Below are 17,217 nucleotides of genomic sequence, written 5' to 3'. Positions count from 1 at the left end.
CATGGCACCCACGACAAGGGATATTGTCCTCTCGTGTCGTTCACGTCCTGGAGGTAAGCTGCAGCAATGAATAAGAACAATGGCGAACGGGCCGCCATTCAATCTGGCTCCTGCTACATTAGACCCGGTAGCTGCAATGAAGTTACCGGCGCATGACTCGGTAGCGGGCGTCGGAAAAAGAATCGGGCGCCTCAAGGGCGCCCGATTCTTTTTCCGCGACAAGCGTGTCCGCCTGGGGCGCCTTACAGCACCACGGTCTGGGCTTGTCCTTCTTCGCGGGCGCGGATTTCGCCGATGCGGTACACGGTTTCGCCGGCCGCCTGCAACTGGGCCATCGCCGCATCCGCATTCTCCGCGGACACGATCACGGTCATACCGATGCCGCAGTTGAACACGCGGTGCATCTCGGCGTCAGCCACGCCGCCGTGCTGCTGCAGCCACTGGAACAGCGGCGGCATGGTCCACGATTTCGCATCGAGCACGGCGGTCAGCTTATCCTGCAGCACGCGCGGGATGTTCTCGACCAGGCCGCCGCCGGTGATGTGCACCAGGCCCTTCACTTCCATCGCCGCCATCAGCGCCAGCAGCGGCTTCACGTAGAGGCGCGTCGGCGCCATCAGCACGTCCGACAGCTTGCGCCCGTGGAAGTCCGCTTCCAGGTCCGGTTTCGCCACTTCGATGATCTTGCGCACCAGCGAGTAGCCGTTCGAGTGGATGCCCGACGAGGCCAGGCCCAGCACCACGTCGCCCGGGGCGATCTTGCTGCCGTCGATAATCTGCGACTTTTCCACGGCGCCGACGGCGAAGCCGGCCAGGTCGTATTCGCCATCCGGGTACATGCCCGGCATTTCGGCGGTCTCGCCGCCGAGCAGCGCGCAGCCGGACTGTTCGCAGCCCAGGGCGATGCCCTTGACCACGGCGGTGGCGGTTGCCACGTCGAGCTTGCCGCAGGCAAAGTAGTCGAGGAAGAACAGCGGTTCCGCGCCCTGCACCAGGATGTCGTTGACGCTCATGGCGACCAGGTCGATGCCGACCGTGTCGTGGCGGTTCAATTCAAATGCGAGCTTCAACTTGGTGCCCACGCCGTCCGTGCCGGAGACCAGCACCGGTTCCTTGAACTTCTTGCTGATCTCGAACAGCCCGCCGAAACCGCCGATACCGCCGAGCACGCCTTCGCGCATGGTGCGCTTGGCAAACGGCTTGATCGCTTCGACCAGGGCGTCGCCGGCATCGATGTCGACACCCGCGTCGCGGTAGGAGAGAGAAACATTAGATGGTTGGCTCATGGTATTTGGCAGCGGAGGCGGTAAAATAGAAGGCGTGGACCAGATCAATCACTGATTCTGGTCAATCCGCTATTCTAACAAAACGGCCCGGCCCCGACTTGCCAACTAAGCGCCAACTAAGCGCCAACCGAGATAACAACAAAAACATGCCCTCATTCCCGCCATCCGGAGCTTACGTTGCCGCGCATCGCGCCGGCGCTCCAGACGGCACCGGCAGCCAGGCCAGGCCGGTCATCCGCCCCTCGCGCGCATGCGTTTTCAATGTCTGCCCGGCAGCTTCTATAATGCCGCATGGGTTTGACTATTCCGGCTTGCCGGCTATGTATGACACTTCCAGGATGATCCCGACGCCATGAAACAGCTGGTGCTCGATTTAGGCGCCGACCCGGCGCACAGCCTCGATACCTTCCAGGTCGGGGAAAATGCCGAACTGGCGCATTTGATGCACCAGTTCGCGCAGCGTGCATCGCGCGAGCATTTCGCCTACCTGTGGGGCGACACCGGCGCCGGCAAGACCCACCTGCTGCAAGCCCTGGCCGCCACCCCGCATTCGCGCTACATCGCCTGCGACGCCCCGGCCGCCGACTTCGTGTTCGCGCCGGAGATCACGCTGTACCTGCTGGACGATTGCGACCGCCTCGCCCCGAGCGCCCAGATCGACGCCTTTGCCCTGTTCAACCAGATCCGCGAGCACGGCGCCTACATGGTCTCGACCGGCACGGTGCCGCCGGCCGTGCTGCCGGTGCGGGAAGACCTGCGCACGCGCATGGGCTGGGGCCTGATCTACCTGATCCACGGCCTGTCGGACGACCAGAAGATCGCGGCCCTGACGCAGGCGGCCGAGGCGCGCGGCCTGACCCTGTCGGCCAGCGTGTTACCCTACCTGCTGTCCCATTTCAAGCGCGACATGCGGTCGCTCGCGACCATGCTCGACGCCCTCGACCAGTATTCGCTCGAAACCCAGCGTCCCGTCACGCTGCCGCTGCTGCGCGACCTGCTCCTGGCACATCCGCAGTCGGAATCCACGCAGCCGGAAACCACGCAGTCGAAAATCACACCATGAAACTCGCCCTCTTTGACCTCGACCATACCCTGCTGCCGATCGACTCGGATTTCGAGTGGGGCCAGTTCCTGGTGCGTGTCGGCGCGGTCGACGCCGCCGGCTACCAGCGCCGCAACGAAGCATTCTTCGTCCAGTACCAGGCGGGCGTGCTCGATCCGGTCGAATACCTCGAGTTCGCCCTCGGCACGCTGGCCAGCTTCCCGCGCGACCAGTTCGAAGCACTCTATGCGCAGTACATGGCGGAAGTGATCGCACCGGCGATCCGCCCGCAGGCGCTGGCCCTGGTGCGGCGCCACCTCGACGCCGGCGACCTGGTGGCGATCATCACCGCCACCAACCATGTCATCACCGCGCCGATCGCCCGGCTGTTTGGCGTCGAGCACCATATCGCGGCGATGCCCGAGTTCGATGCCGATGGCCGCCTGACCGGCAGGCTGGCCGGCACGCCGACCTCGGGCCCGGGCAAGGTCGTGCACATGCATGCCTGGCTGGACAGGCTCGGGCTGCCGTTCGCCGGTTTTGACACCAGCCACTTTTACAGCGACTCGCACAACGACATCCCGCTGCTCTCAGTCGTGTCCCATCCGGTCGCGACCAACCCGAGCGCCGCGCTCGCCAGCCACGCACACGCCCAAGGCTGGCCTTTACTCCATCTCTTCAATGATTAAAAAATTCATTCGTAAAATCCTTGGCGTGAAAGACGAGCGCAACCCGGCCGAACCCATCATCCTCGGCCAGGCGGAGCACGGCATCGACCTGAAACTGGTGTCGCCAAACGCAATCCGCCTCACGCAAACCCTGCAGGAAGCCGGCTTCAAGGCCTTCGTCGTCGGCGGCGCCGTGCGCGACCTGCTGCTGGGCGTGAAACCGAAAGACTTCGACATTGCCACCGACGCCACGCCCGAGCAGGTGAAAAAACTGTTCCGGCGCGCCTTCATCATCGGCCGCCGCTTCCAGATCGTGCACGTGATGTTCGGCCAGGAGCTGCTGGAGGTGACCACCTTCCGCGGCAAGGGCAGCGACAATGCGCCGAAGGACGAGCATGGCCGCGTCCTGCGCGACAACAGCTTCGGCCCCCAGCACGAGGACGCCGAGCGGCGCGACTTCACCATCAACGCAATGTACTACGACCCGGCTAACCAGACGGTGCTGGACTACCACGGCGGCATCGCCGACATCCGCGAAAAAACCCTGCGCATCATCGGCATGCCCGAAGCGCGCTACCGCGAAGACCCGATCCGCATGCTGCGCGTGGTGCGTTTCGCTGCCAAGCTGGGTTTTACCATCGAGCCGGCCACCCGTGCCCCGATTCCCGTGATGGCGCCGCTGATCGACAACGTGCCGGCCGCGCGCGTGTTCGACGAGATGCTCAAGCTCCTGCTGTCGGGCCACGCGCTGGCCTGCCTGAAGGAACTGCGCTCGGCCGGCCTGCACCACGGCCTGCTGCCGCTGCTCGACGTGGTACTGGAACAGCCGATCGGCATGAAGTTCGTGACGCTGGCACTCGAATCCACGGATGCGCGGGTAAAGGCCGGCAAGGGTGTTTCGCCCGGCTTCCTGTTCGCCTCGCTCCTGTGGCACCAGGTGCTGGAAAAATGGACCGCCTACCGCGCCGCCGGCGAAGCACCGATTCCGGCGCTGCACCTGGCCGCCGACGCCGTGCTCGACACCCAGACCGACAACCTGGCCCTGCAGCGCCGCATCGCCACCGACATGCGCGACATCTGGGCCATGCAGCCGCGCTTCGAGCGCCGCACCGGCCGCGCGCCCTATAAATTGCTGGAAAACCCGCGTTTCCGCGCCGGCTACGACTTCCTGCTGCTGCGCTGCGCCTCGGGCGAACTCGACATGGAAATCGGCGAATGGTGGACCGCCTTCTATGAAGCGGAAGCCGGCGAGCGCGAGCGCCTGGTCACCCAGGCCAATGCACGGCCGGCCACCGGCGAGAAAAAGAAGCGCCCGCCGCGCCGCGCACCGCGCAACCGCGCTGGCGAAGACGCAGGCACGGGCGCGGATTCAGCCGCGGATTCAGGCACCAATTCAGTCGATGCGGCGTCGCGTTCCGCTTCCAGTTCCGACTCGGACTACAGCTCGGCTTCCTACAAGCGCGAAGTCGGCTGACGCATGATCGCTTTCGTCGGCATCGGCGCCAACCTGGGCGATGCGCGTGGGAACGTGCTCGACGCCCTCGCCCGCCTCGACGCCCAGCCCGGCTGCCGGCTGACGGCAGCTTCCAGCCTGTGGCGCACGGCGCCGGTCGACTCCTCGGGCGACGACTATATCAATGCGGTGGCGCAGCTCGATACCAGTCTCGACGCCCATGATTTGCTGAAAGCATTGCAGGCGATCGAGACAGCCCACGGCCGCGAGCGGCCCTACCGCAATGCCCCGCGCACGCTCGACCTCGACCTGCTGCTGTACGGCGACGACACGATTCAAACAGCTGACCTGGCCGTGCCGCATCCGCGCATGCATGAGCGCGCCTTCGTGCTGGCGCCGCTGCTCGACATCGCACCGGATGCCGTGATTCCCGGCCGCGGCCGCGCCGCGGATTTCCTGCCGGCCGTCGCAAGCCAGACGATCGCCCGCCTCGACTGACCTGTATACAGCGTAGCCGTGCCTGGACGTGGTCATTCCGGCACGATTTCCGTCGCCGCATTACACTACCGCGTTGGACTATTTCGTTTTCAAAGGATCACTATGAGCGCTTATTTGCAGGGCAAGGACATGACAGGCGGCGAGGCGCCTGCGCAGCCCAAGCCAGCCGAGAAGGCCGTCGCCAAGGCGGTAACTATTCCCGCGCTGCATGCGATGCGCGCCGCCGGCAACAAGATCACCATGCTGACCTGCTATGACGCCAGTTTCGCGTCCCTGATGGACCGCTGTGGCGTCGACATGCTGCTGGTCGGCGACTCGCTCGGCATGGTCTGCGCCGGCCATTCGTCGACGCTGCCGGTGACGCTGGCCGACATGGTCTACCACACGGCCTCGGTTGCACGCGGCAACAAGAACGCCCTGCTGGTCGCGGACGTGCCCTTCGGCAGCTACGCGACCAAGGAAACGGCCTTCGAGAGCGCGGCCGCGCTGATGCGCGCCGGCGCCCAGATGGTCAAGATCGAAGGCGGCGCCTGGCTCGCCGAGACCGTCGCTTTCCTCGCCGAGCGCGGCATCCCGGTGTGCGCCCACATCGGCCTGACCCCGCAGTTCGTGCACCAGCTCGGCGGCTTCAAGGTGCAGGGCAAGACCCAGGAAGGCGCCGAGCGCCTGAAAAACGATGCGCTGGCGCTGCAGGCCGCGGGCGCGGCCATCGTGCTGCTCGAAGCGGTGCCGGCCCAGCTTGGCAAGGAAACGACCGAACTGCTGGCGGTGCCGACCATCGGCATCGGCGCCGGCCCGGACTGCTCAGGCCAGGTGCTGGTGATGCACGACATGCTGGGCGTCTTCCCCGGCCACAAGGCGAAATTCGTCAAGAATTTCATGGAGGGCCAGGCCAGCATCGAGGGCGCGGTGCGCGCCTACGTCGGCGGCGTGAAGGATGGCAGCTTCCCCGCGCAGGAACACTGTTTTTAACAGGAGAGCGGCGATGAGCAGTGTTCCACTCGGTGTTCCCACCTCCCGCCTGTTCGTCGCCCTGTGGCCCGATCCCGCGATCCGCCACGCCTTGCGCGAACGGCGCGATTGCTGGGACTGGCCACGCGGCGCCAGCCCGGTGGACACGAGCAAGCTGCACATGACGCTGCACTTCCTCGGCGGCATTCCGACCGAGCGCGTGGCCGAGCTGCAAGCCGGCCTGGCGGTGCCGTTCACGCCGTTTTCGTTGTCGATCGGCATCCCCAAACTGTGGTCGCACGGCATCGCCGTGCTTGAACCGCATGTCGAGCCACCCGAACTGTTGGCGCTGCACGCGAACCTGTCCGAGGCCCTCGTGGCGCTCGGCCTCGAGCCGGAAGCACGCACCTTCCGCCCGCACGTGACCCTGGCACGGCGTGCCACCAATGCCGTCGTGCCGCCTGAAGCGGACAAGCTGGCCTGGGACATCGCCGGTTATGCGCTGGTGGAGTCGAAGCCGGGCAATGGCGGGGGCTACACTGTGCTGCAGGAATACCGCTAACGCCGCCCGTAGGGTGGACGGCTTGTCCGTCCACGCGTTCAACCAGCCGATGTAAGGTCGTAGCGCGTGCCCCGGTCGTTCATGCGTTTGTTGAACGCGTGCCTCACACCAGCAACATCAAATGCTCGCGCTCCCACGAGCTGATCACGCGGCTGAAGGTCGCAAACTCGAGTTCCTTCACTTCGCAGAACGCCTGCACGAACAATTCACCCAGCATGTTCGACAAGGCGGGACACTGGCGCATGCGCAGGATGGCGTCTTCCAGGTTGCGCGGCAGGTCGCCGTGGACGTGCTCGGCGCTGTCAGCGGTCGGCTCGGCCGGGTAGATGCCTTCCACCATGCCGAGGTAACCGCAACTGAGTGTGGCCGCCATCGCCAGGTAGGGGTTCACGTCGACGCCCGGCACCCGGTTCTCGACGCGGCGGTTGTCGGGCGAGGCATTCGGTATGCGGATGCCGCAGGTGCGGTTGTCGTAGCCCCAGCGCACGTTGGTCGGCGCCGACTGGAAGCGCGACAGGCGCCGGTAGGAATTGACGTGCGGCGCGAACATCAACAAGGCGGGCGGCACGTATTTCTGCAGTCCCCCGATGAAATGGAAGAACAGCTCGCTCGGCCCGCCGTCGGGCTGCGTAAAAATGTTGCTGCCGGTAGCCGCATCGACCACGCTCTGGTGCACGTGCATGGCGCTGCCCGGTTCGGTTTCCATCGGCTTGGCCATGAATGTGGCGAAGATGCCGTGGCGCAGCGCCGTTTCGCGCACCGCGCGCTTGAACAGGAATACCCGGTCGGCCAGCTCGAGCGCGTCGCCGTGGGCGAAGTTGATCTCCATCTGGCCCGCGCCGGCTTCGTGGATCAGGGTTTCCACGCCCAGCTCATGCAGCTTGCAGAAGCTCGACAGTTCGAGGAAGAACGGGTCGAAATCGTTGACGGCGTCGATCGAATACGACTGTCGGCCCAGTTCCGTCAGGCCGCTGCGGCCCATCGGCGGCACCAGCGGCACGTGGGGGTCGACGTTGCGCGCGACGAGATAAAACTCCATTTCCGGCGCCACCACCGGTTTCCAGCCGCGCTCGGCATACAGGCCCAGCACGCGCCGCAGCACCGCGCGCGGCGCCAGCTCGACTGGGGTGCCGTCGAAATTCTGGCAGTCATGGATGACCAGCGCCACCGCTTCCGATGCCCAGGGCACGACGCGGATCGTCGCCGGATCCGGCACGCACACCATGTCGGGATCGGTCGCGCCGACATACGGCAGGTTGTCCGGCTGCTCGCCGTTGACGGTATTCAACAGCACGCTTTTCGGCAGGCGCATGTCGCCGCCGCCGAGGAACAGGTCCTTGGGCAGGATCTTGCCGCGTGCAATCCCGGTCATGTCGGCAATGACGCATTCGACTTCGTGAATGTTATGGTCGCGCAGAAAATCGCGCATTGCCTCGTTCATCCTGTCCTCCGCCCGGCGAGGCCGGTTGCCACGTCCTTACCCGACCTGGATCCAGGTCGTCTTCAGCTCGGTGTACTTGTCGAAGGCATGCAGCGACTTGTCGCGGCCGTTGCCCGACTGTTTATACCCCCCGAAAGGCACCGTGATGTCGTCGTTGTCGTACTGGTTCACGTGCACCGTGCCCGCCCGTAGCGCGCGTGCGGTGCGGACCGCCTTGCTGATGTCCGCCGTCCACACCGCCGCCGCCAGGCCGTAGGGCGTGGCGTTGGCCTGGCGCACTGCGTCGTCGAGATCGGTGAACGAGAGCACCGACAGCACCGGCCCGAAGATTTCCTCGCGGGCGATGCGCATTGTGGCGTCGACGCCATCGAACAGGGTCGGCTCGATGTACAGGCCGCCCGACTCGACACGCGCCGCCGCGCCGCCTGCGAGCAGGCGCGCGCCCTCCTCCTTGCCCGCTTCGATGTAGCCGAGCACGGTCTTCATCTGGATCGGGTCGACGATGGCGCCCATCACGGTGGCTTCATCGAGCGGGTCGCCCGGCGCGAACTGCGGGAGCATCGCCAGTGCCTTGTCCAGGAAGGCATCCTTGATCGAGGCTTCCACAAACAAGCGCGAGGGCGCGTTGCAGCTTTCGCCCTGGTTGAAATAGATCGAGCCGATCGCGGCGGACACCGCCGCGTCGAGGTCTGGGCAATCGGCGCAGACAATGTTCGCGGATTTGCCGCCCAGCTCGGTCCAGGCGCGTTTTAGATTTGACTGGCCCGCCATCTGGACGATCTGCTTGCCGACCCGGGTCGAACCGGTAAAGGCGATGCAGTCGACATCCATGTGCAGCCCGAGGGCACTGCCCGCTTCGTTGCCGAAGCCCGGCACGACGTTGAACACGCCGGGCGGCACGCCGGCTTCCAGCGCCAGTTCGGCCAGGCGCAGCGCGCTGAGCGGCGCCTTTTCCGAGGGTTTCAGCACCAGGCTATTGCCGGCGGCCAGCGCCGGGCCGATCTTCCAGGCCGCCATCAGCATCGGATAATTCCAGGGGATGATCGCCGCCACCACGCCGACCGGCTCGCGGGTGATGAGTGCCAGGCTGGCGTCGGAGGTCGGCGCCACCTGGTCGTAGAGCTTGTCGATCGCTTCGCCATACCAGCGGATGCAGTTCTGCGCCAGCTGCACGTCGACGCTGCGGCTGTAGCGGATCGGTTTGCCCATGTCGAGCGTTTCCAGCAGCGCCAGTTCGTCGCGATTGGCCAGCATCAGGTCGGCAAAGCGGATCAGGATGCGCTTGCGCTCGGCGGGAGCCTTGCCCGCCCAGCGCCGGTCTTCGAAGGCCGCCCGCGCGCTGCTCACTGCCGCATCGACGTCCAGAGCGTCGCAGCGCGCGACCTCGGCCAGCTTGCGCCCGTCGATCGGCGAGATGCAGTCAAAGCGCGCCTCCGTGCGGGCATCGACCCGTTCGCCATCGATGAAAGCGCGTCCATCCATCCGCAGTTCGGCGGCACGATCGTGCCAGGTTGTTGTCGGCATGCCAGTGTTCCTCCTAAAGTGAAGAAAACCCAACGAAAAACGGCGCAGACTGCATCTCACGGCGAACTTCTGCCGCTATAATCGCGAATTTTCCGCCCGATAATTATTCCTCCCGGAGCAGCCGCCACCATGATGAACTACACCTTGATTACTTGCGTCGTGCTCTATCTGCTGGGCACCCTGGCGCTGGGAGTGTGGGCCGGCTCGCGCATCAAGAATACCAGCGACTTTGCCGTAGCAGGGCGCAGCCTGCCGCTGATCATGGTGATTACAACAACCTTCGCCACCTGGTTCGGCGCCGAGACCGTGATGGGGGTGCCCGCCAAGTTCGTGCAGGGCGGCCTGAACGCCATCATCGAAGACCCGTTCGGCGCCGGCACCTGCCTGATCCTGGTCGGCCTGTTCTTCGCGACCAAGCTGTATAAGCTCAACCTGCTCACCATCGGCGACTACTATCGCCAGCGCTACGGCAAGGGTATCGAGATCTTTTGCTCGGTCGCGATCATCCTCAGCTACCTCGGCTGGGTCGCGGCCCAGATCACGGCGCTCGGCCTGGTGTTCTCGGTGCTGACCTGGGGCGCAATGAGCCCGGCAATGGGCATGGTGATCGGCACCCTCGCCGTGCTGATCTACGTGGTGGTCGGCGGCTTCCTGGCCGTCGCCCTGACCGACTTCATCCAGATGATCGTGCTGGTGATCGGCATGTCGATCATCGCCTTCTTCGCGGCCGACCTGGCCGGCGGGGCCGATCGCGTGTTCGACATGGCGCAAAGCGCCGACCTGTGGCGCATCTGGCCGGAGCCGACCTTCACCGACATCGCCTTCTTCATCGGCGCGGCCGTCACGATGATGTTCGGCAGCATTCCGCAGCAGGACGTGTTCCAGCGCGTAATGTCGGCGAAGGACGCACCGACCGCGCGCACCGGCGCCGTGATCGGCGGCGCCAGCTACATCCTGTTCGCTTTCGTGCCGATGTTCATCGTCGCCGCCGCCGTGGTGGTGATGGGCGACAGCGCGATGGACATCGCGCGCAACGACTACCAGCGCCTGCTGCCAGTCTTCGTGATGACCAAGATGCCGGTGATCATGCAGATCGTGTTCTTCGGCGCCCTGCTCTCGGCCATCAAGAGCACCTCGTCGGCCACGCTGCTGGCGCCGTCGACCAGCTTTACCGAAAACATCCTCAAAAACCTGCGCCCAGGCCTGAACGACCGCCAGCAACTGCTCGCGATGCGCGTCACCATCGTCATCTTCGCGGCCCTGGTGCTGGCGTATGCAATCATGATGGAAGGCACCTCGATCTACGAACTGGTGTCCTCCGCCTACCAGGTGACCCTGGTGGCCGCCTTCGTGCCGCTGGTGATGGGCCTGTACTGGAAGCGCGCCACGACCCAGGGCGCCATCGTCTCGATCGCCGCCGGGCTGTTCGTGTGGCTCCTGTTCTTCCCGCAGGTGTCGAACCTGGGCGAAGCGTTCCCGGGGCAACTGGCCGGGCTGCTGGCGGCGTTCGCGGGCATGTTCATCGGCTCGCTGGCGCCGCAGGTGCTGAAGAACCAGACGCTGGCGTCGAAGCATATCCAGACGAACGCTTGAGCTGCTCACACCTGTTGGGTGGACGGGATTTCAGTCCCCCAGACTGAAATCCCCCGTCCACCCTACGTTTACAACCACCCTCGGCTTCGCACATCCTCCAGCGTCAAATCCAGGCAATCCCAGATCCGCGCCGCCATCTCGTCGATCTCCGCACGCGTCATGACCAGCGGCGGCGCCACGATCATGCGGTCGCCCACGGCGCGCATGATCACGCCCAGCTCGAACATGTGCCCGCGGCACAGCATGCCGACCTGCAGCGCGCGCTCGAAAGGCACGCACTCGTGCATCGAGGCGCCCTTGACCCGCACCAGGTTCAGCCCGGCCACCATGCCGCAGCTTTCGGCGTGTCCGACCAGCGGATGCGTCGCCAGTTCGTTGAACGCGGCCTTCAGGTGCGGCCCCGTGTCCAGCGCCACCTTTTCCACCAGCCGCTCGTCAACCAGGATGCGCAGGTTTTCCAGGGCCGCGGCGCAGGCCACCGGATGGCCCGAATAGGTGAACCCGTGGTTGAAGTCGCCGCCCTTCTCGAGCAGCGCATGCGCCACCCGTTTCCCGATCAGCACGCCGCCGAGCGGCACATAGCCGGAGGTCACGCCCTTGGCAAAGCTGATCAGGTCGGGCTTGAACCCCATCAGCTCGCAGCCGAACCAGGTGCCGAGGCGCCCGAAGCCGCAAATGACTTCGTCGGCGATCAAGAGGATGTCGTACTTGTCGCAGATGCGCTGCACTTCCGGCCAGTAGGTCGCGGGCGGGATGACGACACCGCCCGCGCCCTGCACCGGTTCGCCGATGAAGGCGGCCACTTTATCGGGCCCGACGGCCAGGATTTCCTCCTCCAGCCAGCCGGCCGCGACCAGCCCGAACGCATTCTCGCTCATGCCCTGGCCGGCCTCGAGATAGTTCGGCTGGCCGATGTGGCGAATGCCGGGAATCGGCAGGCCGCCCTGCGCATGCATGCCGGGCATGCCGCCCAGCGAGGCCCCGGCCATCGTGCTGCCGTGGTAGGCGTTGCGCCGGCTGATGATGACCTGGCGTTCGGGCTGCCCCAGGATGTCCCAGTAGCGCCGCACCATGCGCACGACCGTGTCGTTCGCTTCCGAGCCGGAACCAGTGAAGAACACATGGCTGAACTGTGGCGGCGCCAGCGCCACCAGCTCGGCGGCGAGGCGCACTGCCGGCACGTTGGTGGTGTTGAAGAAGCTGTTATAGAAGGGCAGCGTTTCCATCTGCCGGTACACGGCCTCCGAAATCGAGGTGCGCCCGTAGCCGGCGTTCACGCACCACAGTCCCGACATGCCGTCGATGATCTGGTGGCCGTCCGAGTCCCACAGGTACACGCCCTGGCCGCGCACGATCACGCGCGCGCCCTTGTCGCGCAGCGCGGCGTGGTCGGTGAACGGGTGCAGGAAATGGGCGGAATCGAGTTGCTGCAGGGCGCGCGTGTCGAAGGTTTCCACCTTCGGCGTGCGCAGGGAGGCCAGGCTGGCGGCAATCACCACCGTATCGTCGGTTGCCATGATGGCACCTCGTTGTATTTAGTTGGAAACCCTAGTTCTGGTTATGAAGCCCGAGGGCGCTTGACGCCCCCAAGGCTGTTTACACGTGCAACAACAGGTGTTCGCGCTCCCACGGACTGATCACGGTCATGAACTCCTGGTGCTCGAGTTCCTTGATCGCGGAATACACATCGATGAAGCGGTCGCCCAGCACTTCGCGCAGGCGGGCCTCGCCGCGCAGGTGGTGCAGCGCTTCCGGCAGGCCCTGCGGCAGTTCGACCGGCATCTTGTAGGCGCTGCCCTCGACGATCGCGGTCGGCTCCAGCGCATCGACCATGCCCAGGTAGCCGCAGGCCAGGGTGACGGCCAGTGCCAGGTAGGGATTGGCGTCGGCACCGATGATGCGGTTTTCGATGCGCCGGTCCTGCGCGCCCGACACCGGCACGCGGAAGCCCACGGTGCGGTTGTCGATGCCCCACTGCAGGTTGATCGGTGCGGCCGTGTGGCGCACGATGCGGCGGTAGGAATTGACGTAGGGCGCGACGATCGCCATCGCCGACGGCATGTAGCGCTGCAGTCCGCCGATGTACTGGTGGAAGAGTTTTGATTCACCGCCCTCGGCATTGCTGAAGATGTTGCGCCCGGTTTTGGCATCGACCACGCTCTGGTGCACGTGCATCGCCGAACCCGGCTCACCCGCCATCGGCTTGGCCATGAAGGTGGCGTACATGTCGTGCTTGAGCGCGGCTTCCCTCAGCGTGCGCTTGAAGTAGAACACCTTGTCGGCCAGGCCCAGCGGGTCGCCATGCTGGAAGTTGATTTCCATCTGGCCGGCGCCGATCTCGTGGATCAGGGTGTCGACGTCGAGGTTCATCAGGTCGCAGTAATCGTAGATGTCCTCGAACAGCGGGTCGAATTCGTTGACGGCGTCAATGCTGTACACCTGGCGGCTGGTCTCGGCGCGGCCGCTGCGGCCGATCGGCGCGGCCAGCGGCAGGTCGGGGTCGATGTTCTTGGCCGTCAGGTAGAACTCGAGTTCCGGCGCGACCAGCGGCTTCCAGCCTTTTTCCTCGTACAGCTTGAGCACCCGGCGCAGCACCGTGCGCGGGGCGAAATCGACCAGTTCGCCGTTGGCGAAGTAGCAGTCATGGATGACCTGCGCGGTCTGGTCGACCGCCCACGGCACCATCGTGATGGTGGTCGGGTCGGCCTTCAGGATCATGTCGCGGTCGGTGGCGGAAATGGCACGGTCGTAGGCCTCGTCGTTGATCGGGGAGTTGCCGGTGACGGTCATGCCGAGCACCGCTTCCGGCAGGCGCATGCCCCGCTCTTCGGTAAATTTCACCCGGGGCAAAATCTTGCCTCGAGCAACGCCGGTCAGGTCGGGAACCAGGCATTCGATTTCGGTGACGCGCTTGGCATTGAGCCACTCGTCCATGTCGGTATAAGAAAAATTCTCGCGGATTGCCATGATTGCCTCAGTCAGTATTCGCTCAGCCAGTGTTCGCTCAGTCAATGTTTATCTTTGCAGGGGCGCAACAACGCGCCCTGCACGCAGGTGGAGAGAACGAGGGAGCTACGGGACGGCGCCAGCCGCACCGTAGCGAACGATCAATCGCTTGCAGGCGGTCATGTCAGCCCCAGTTTTTTTGCACGGTAGTCGCGGCAGGCCTGGCCAAAGGCGCCGAACATCTTCATCGAGTACGGGTTCTGCGTGATGCGCCACTCGGGGTGCCATTGCACCGCCAGCGTGAAGCCGGGGGCGGCGCCGACCGAGAAGGCCTCCACCAGGCCATCCTCGGCGACCGCTTCCACCACCAGCCCCGGCGCCATTTCGTTGACGCCCTGGCCGTGCAGCGAATTGACCGGGATTTCGTCGGCGCCGACGATTCCGTGCAGCATGCCGCCCTGGGTCAAGGTGATTTTATGGGCGTCGCCGTATTGCTCGTCCATGCCGAGCTCGGGGTTTTCGCGGTGGTCGAACTTGCCTTCCACCAGTTGCACTGCCTGGTGCAGGCTGCCGCCGAGCGCCACGTTCATCTCCTGGAAACCACGGCAGATCGCAATGATCGGAATGCCCCGCCCGACCGCCGCCCGGATCAGCGGCAGCGTCGTTTCGTCGCGCGCCGGATCTTGCGGCAACGAGGGGTCAAGCACTTCTTCGGAGTAATAGCTGGGATGGACGTTCGATGCCGAACCGGTGAGCATGATCCCATCGCACAGCTGCAGCATCGTTTCCAGGTCGAGCGCCTTGCCCAGCGAGGGCAGGATCATGGGCGCGCAGTCGGCGCCCAGGACGATGGCGTCGACATACTTGTGCTGGGCCGCGTGGTACGGGTGTTCGCCAAAATCACGCGTGCATGCAGGAACGATTACGATGGGGCGCATGGTAGTTACCTTGTGTGGGCGCACTGAAGACCATCATACGAGCAATCTGGTCCGAGCGCGAGGGGCCATTAATCCAGATCAAACACCGTGCGGGTGCACGGCACACGTCACGCCGATCTGCTAGTGAATTCTCAATTCCATAGCAAAAGCTTAACGGCAACTGAAGAACGATGCCAACACGAACGGCCGGCAGGCGGTCCCGGCACCGCCGCCGCAGGGCTCAAGCGGCCGGGAACAGGAGCACGAAGGTGTTCGTGCCCGGCCCCGGACGCACCTCGGCGCGGCCACCATGCAGCGCCATGATTGCGCCGACGATCGACAAACCGAGGCCGGTCGACCTGGCGCCCTCGCCGCGCGCCGTGTTGGCGCGGTAGAACCGCTCGAACAGATGCGGCAGGTCGTGCTCGCCGATGGCGTCGCCCGCATTCGTGACCGCCAGTTCGATCCAGCCGCCGTGCGCCGCGGCCGCCAGCCTGACCACGCTACCCGGATGCGCGTGCCGGATCGCATTCGACAACAAATTGGCCAGGGCCCGGCGCAGCAACTGGGCGTCGGCCTGCACTTCGCCCGCTCCGGCATGCTGCAGGGTCAGGTCGCGTTCCTCGGCCATGCCTTCGAAAAACGCCGCCATGCGCGCGAACTCCTCGCCGACCGACAGGCGCGTGCGTACCGGCACCACGTCTTCCTGCTGGGCCCGGGCAAGGAACAGCATGCTGTCGACCATGCCCGACAGACGTTCCAGTTCCTCGACATTCGACGCCAGCAAGTCCTCGTACTCGCGGGCGCTGCGCGGGTGCGCCAGCGCCACCTGGGTCTGGCCCAGCAGGTTATTCACCGGGGTCCGGAATTCGTGGGCCAGGTCGGCCGAAAAGCCCGACAGCCGCGTGTAGCCATCGTGCAGGCGGGCCAGCATGGCGTTGAGCGCCGTGACCAGGGGCTGCAGTTCGCGCGGCACGGAGCTGCTGTCGATTTGCGCCTCAAACCTGCCTGGCCGCACCAGCGCGGCATGCGCGGCGATGGCATGCAGGGGCCGCAGGCCATGGGCCAGCATCAGCGCCGCCAGCAGGCCGGCCAACGCCGCGCCCAGCGTGCCGGCGATCACGATCTGCTGGCGGTAACGGTCGAACATGGCGGTGCGGTCGGCATATACCCGCGCCACCGTGATGTGCACCGGGCGCTCCCCACCGAGGCGCGCACTGCCGGAAACGACCTGCGCGGGATAGCCGGCGCTGCTGGTCCAGGCCTTGACGTCGGCGCGGGACAGCGTGGGCGCCGGCACGGGCGGCGGCACCGGATAGCGCTCGCCCGGCGCATTGATGTCGAGCAGTACCTGCCCGGAGTCAGCGGTAATGCGGACCAGGGAATTCTCCTGGCCGCTCATCGTGTCGCGGAAGTATTGCGGACGCTCGTGCACGAGCTGCTGCGCGCCCGGGCTGCCGAGCAGCTGCTGTACCTGGCGCAGCTTGCCGAGCAGGGCATGGTCGTCGCGGCGCACGATCTCGTCGACAAAAGAGCGGTACAGATACCAGCCCAGGCCGGCCGCGCTGAGCGCGACGATCAGCACGAAGGCGAGGCTCACGCGCAGGGTCAGCGAACCTTTCACCGCAGCGACTCCGGCTGCGGCTCCCCGGGCGCCGCTTCGCACACATAGCCCATGCCGCGCCGGGTATGGATCAGCTTCAGGTCGAACGGATCGTCGAGCTTGCGGCGCAGGCGGCGGATGGCGGCGTCGATGACATTGGTGTCGCTGTCGAAGTTCATGTCCCACACCTGCGAGGCGATCAGCGCACGCGACAGCACCTGCCCCTCGCGCCGCGCCAGCAGGTGCAGCAGGTTGAATTCCTGCGCCGTCAACAGCACCGCCCTTCCCTGGCGCCTGACCTTGCGGCCAATCACGTCGATCTCCATGTCGCCGATGCGCAGCACATCATCCTCGCGCACCGGGCCGCGCCGCAGCAGGGTGCGGATGCGCGCCACCAGTTCCACGAAAGCGAAGGGCTTGACGAGGTAATCGTCGGCGCCCAATTCGAGTCCCCTGACGCGGTCCTGCACTTCGTCGCGCGCGGTCAGGAACAGCACCGGCAACTGCGCCGTCGACGCCTGCGCGCGCAGGGAGGCCAGCACCTCCCAGCCATCCATGCGCGGCAGCATGACATCGAGCACAACCAGGTCGACGTCTTCCTCGCAGGCCAGGTGCAGGCCGTCGCGTCCGTTGCGCGCGAGGCTGGCCGTAAAGCCGCATTCGCGCAAGCCGCGCTGCAGGTAGTCGCCGGTCTTCGGCTCGTCTTCGATGATCAGGATGTGCATGGCGCATT

Annotated in this window: 15 protein-coding genes; 7 read left to right on the top strand and 8 right to left on the bottom strand. The window is 65.5% G+C overall.

The window, feature by feature from the left end:
• Positions 1–242: 242 nt before the first annotated feature.
• The gene (gene purM, locus ACFPN5_RS06780) at positions 243–1,286 is read right to left on the bottom strand and encodes a phosphoribosylformylglycinamidine cyclo-ligase (RefSeq protein ID WP_379781447.1); all 1,044 of its coding nucleotides are present in this window, start codon (positions 1,284–1,286) and stop codon (positions 243–245) included.
• Positions 1,287–1,638: 352 nt separating this feature from the next.
• On the opposite strand from purM, the gene hda reads away from it, so the two are divergent.
• The 6 genes from hda to thpR all read left to right on the top strand — a co-directional run bounded on the left by hda (position 1,639) and on the right by thpR (position 6,460).
• Positions 1,639–2,349, top strand: coding sequence for a DnaA regulatory inactivator Hda (hda, locus tag ACFPN5_RS06775; protein ID WP_379781445.1), 711 nt, complete (start codon positions 1,639–1,641; stop codon positions 2,347–2,349).
• Positions 2,346–3,017: an HAD family hydrolase gene (locus ACFPN5_RS06770; RefSeq protein ID WP_379781443.1), complete on the top strand. Its 672-nt coding sequence runs from the start codon at positions 2,346–2,348 to the stop codon at positions 3,015–3,017. Before hda ends, ACFPN5_RS06770 begins: the two co-directional genes overlap by 4 nt.
• Entirely contained in the window at positions 3,010–4,470 is a 1,461-nt protein-coding gene (pcnB, locus tag ACFPN5_RS06765) for a polynucleotide adenylyltransferase PcnB (protein WP_379781441.1), read from the top strand. Before ACFPN5_RS06770 ends, pcnB begins: the two co-directional genes overlap by 8 nt.
• Positions 4,471–4,473: 3 nt before the next feature.
• On the top strand, positions 4,474–4,947 hold the full coding sequence (folK, locus tag ACFPN5_RS06760; RefSeq protein WP_379781439.1) for a 2-amino-4-hydroxy-6-hydroxymethyldihydropteridine diphosphokinase: 474 nt from the start codon (positions 4,474–4,476) through the stop codon (positions 4,945–4,947).
• A gap of 102 nt (positions 4,948–5,049) precedes the next feature.
• Positions 5,050–5,919: a 3-methyl-2-oxobutanoate hydroxymethyltransferase gene (gene panB, locus ACFPN5_RS06755; RefSeq protein ID WP_379781437.1), complete on the top strand. Its 870-nt coding sequence runs from the start codon at positions 5,050–5,052 to the stop codon at positions 5,917–5,919.
• Between the two features lie 13 nt (positions 5,920–5,932).
• Positions 5,933–6,460 carry an RNA 2',3'-cyclic phosphodiesterase gene (thpR, locus tag ACFPN5_RS06750; RefSeq protein WP_379781435.1) on the top strand — a complete coding sequence of 176 codons (528 nt, stop codon included), beginning with the start codon at positions 5,933–5,935 and terminating at the stop codon, positions 6,458–6,460.
• A 103-nt stretch (positions 6,461–6,563) separates the two neighbouring features.
• Here thpR and ACFPN5_RS06745 read toward each other — a convergent pair whose 3' ends face one another.
• Both ACFPN5_RS06745 and ACFPN5_RS06740 read right to left on the bottom strand, forming a co-directional pair.
• Positions 6,564–7,901 carry a glutamine synthetase family protein gene (locus ACFPN5_RS06745; protein WP_379781433.1) on the bottom strand — a complete coding sequence of 446 codons (1,338 nt, stop codon included), beginning with the start codon at positions 7,899–7,901 and terminating at the stop codon, positions 6,564–6,566.
• 36 nt (positions 7,902–7,937) lie between these two features.
• Entirely contained in the window at positions 7,938–9,425 is a 1,488-nt protein-coding gene (locus ACFPN5_RS06740) for an aldehyde dehydrogenase (RefSeq protein WP_379781431.1), read from the bottom strand.
• Positions 9,426–9,557: 132 nt separating this feature from the next.
• Here ACFPN5_RS06740 and ACFPN5_RS06735 point away from each other — a divergent pair, with 132 nt between their 5' ends.
• Complete coding sequence (locus ACFPN5_RS06735; protein WP_379781482.1) at positions 9,558–11,018, top strand: high affinity choline transporter 1; 1,461 nt, start codon at positions 9,558–9,560, stop codon at positions 11,016–11,018.
• 68 nt (positions 11,019–11,086) lie between these two features.
• On the opposite strand, the gene ACFPN5_RS06730 is transcribed toward ACFPN5_RS06735, so the two are convergent.
• From ACFPN5_RS06730 to ACFPN5_RS06710, 5 genes are all read right to left on the bottom strand, one after another.
• Positions 11,087–12,535 carry an aspartate aminotransferase family protein gene (locus ACFPN5_RS06730; protein ID WP_379781429.1) on the bottom strand — a complete coding sequence of 483 codons (1,449 nt, stop codon included), beginning with the start codon at positions 12,533–12,535 and terminating at the stop codon, positions 11,087–11,089.
• A gap of 79 nt (positions 12,536–12,614) precedes the next feature.
• Complete coding sequence (locus ACFPN5_RS06725) at positions 12,615–13,985, bottom strand: glutamine synthetase family protein (RefSeq protein ID WP_379781427.1); 1,371 nt, start codon at positions 13,983–13,985, stop codon at positions 12,615–12,617.
• Positions 13,986–14,143: 158 nt separating this feature from the next.
• Positions 14,144–14,902 (bottom strand): gamma-glutamyl-gamma-aminobutyrate hydrolase family protein, encoded by a 759-nt coding sequence (locus ACFPN5_RS06720; RefSeq protein WP_379781425.1) that lies wholly within the window; start codon positions 14,900–14,902, stop codon positions 14,144–14,146.
• Positions 14,903–15,122: 220 nt separating this feature from the next.
• Positions 15,123–16,505, bottom strand: coding sequence for a heavy metal sensor histidine kinase (locus ACFPN5_RS06715; RefSeq protein ID WP_379781423.1), 1,383 nt, complete (start codon positions 16,503–16,505; stop codon positions 15,123–15,125).
• Positions 16,502–17,209: a heavy metal response regulator transcription factor gene (locus ACFPN5_RS06710; protein WP_379781421.1), complete on the bottom strand. Its 708-nt coding sequence runs from the start codon at positions 17,207–17,209 to the stop codon at positions 16,502–16,504. Before ACFPN5_RS06710 ends, ACFPN5_RS06715 begins: the two co-directional genes overlap by 4 nt.
• Positions 17,210–17,217 lie beyond the last annotated feature (8 nt).

Source organism: Massilia niabensis (assembly GCF_042655085.1).
Lineage (GTDB): Bacteria > Pseudomonadota > Gammaproteobacteria > Burkholderiales > Burkholderiaceae_D > Telluria > Telluria niabensis.
This window is presented reverse-complemented; position numbering and strand designations above follow the sequence as displayed.

Excerpts from the sequence above, each read along its gene's own strand:
- purM (WP_379781447.1), bottom strand. The coding sequence starts at position 1,286 with ATGAGCCAACCATCTAATGTTTCTCTCTCCTACCGCGACGCGGGTGTC.
- ACFPN5_RS06720 (WP_379781425.1), bottom strand. The coding sequence starts at position 14,902 with ATGCGCCCCATCGTAATCGTTCCTGCATGCACGCGTGATTTTGGCGAA.
- ACFPN5_RS06725 (WP_379781427.1), bottom strand. The coding sequence starts at position 13,985 with ATGGCAATCCGCGAGAATTTTTCTTATACCGACATGGACGAGTGGCTC.
- panB (WP_379781437.1), top strand. The coding sequence starts at position 5,050 with ATGAGCGCTTATTTGCAGGGCAAGGACATGACAGGCGGCGAGGCGCCT.
- pcnB (WP_379781441.1), top strand. The coding sequence starts at position 3,010 with ATGATTAAAAAATTCATTCGTAAAATCCTTGGCGTGAAAGACGAGCGC.
- ACFPN5_RS06730 (WP_379781429.1), bottom strand. The coding sequence starts at position 12,535 with ATGGCAACCGACGATACGGTGGTGATTGCCGCCAGCCTGGCCTCCCTG.
- ACFPN5_RS06770 (WP_379781443.1), top strand. The coding sequence starts at position 2,346 with ATGAAACTCGCCCTCTTTGACCTCGACCATACCCTGCTGCCGATCGAC.
- hda (WP_379781445.1), top strand. The coding sequence starts at position 1,639 with ATGAAACAGCTGGTGCTCGATTTAGGCGCCGACCCGGCGCACAGCCTC.
- folK (WP_379781439.1), top strand. The coding sequence starts at position 4,474 with ATGATCGCTTTCGTCGGCATCGGCGCCAACCTGGGCGATGCGCGTGGG.
- ACFPN5_RS06740 (WP_379781431.1), bottom strand. The coding sequence starts at position 9,425 with ATGCCGACAACAACCTGGCACGATCGTGCCGCCGAACTGCGGATGGAT.
- ACFPN5_RS06735 (WP_379781482.1), top strand. The coding sequence starts at position 9,558 with ATGAACTACACCTTGATTACTTGCGTCGTGCTCTATCTGCTGGGCACC.
- ACFPN5_RS06745 (WP_379781433.1), bottom strand. The coding sequence starts at position 7,901 with ATGAACGAGGCAATGCGCGATTTTCTGCGCGACCATAACATTCACGAA.
- ACFPN5_RS06710 (WP_379781421.1), bottom strand. The coding sequence starts at position 17,209 with ATGCACATCCTGATCATCGAAGACGAGCCGAAGACCGGCGACTACCTG.
- thpR (WP_379781435.1), top strand. The coding sequence starts at position 5,933 with ATGAGCAGTGTTCCACTCGGTGTTCCCACCTCCCGCCTGTTCGTCGCC.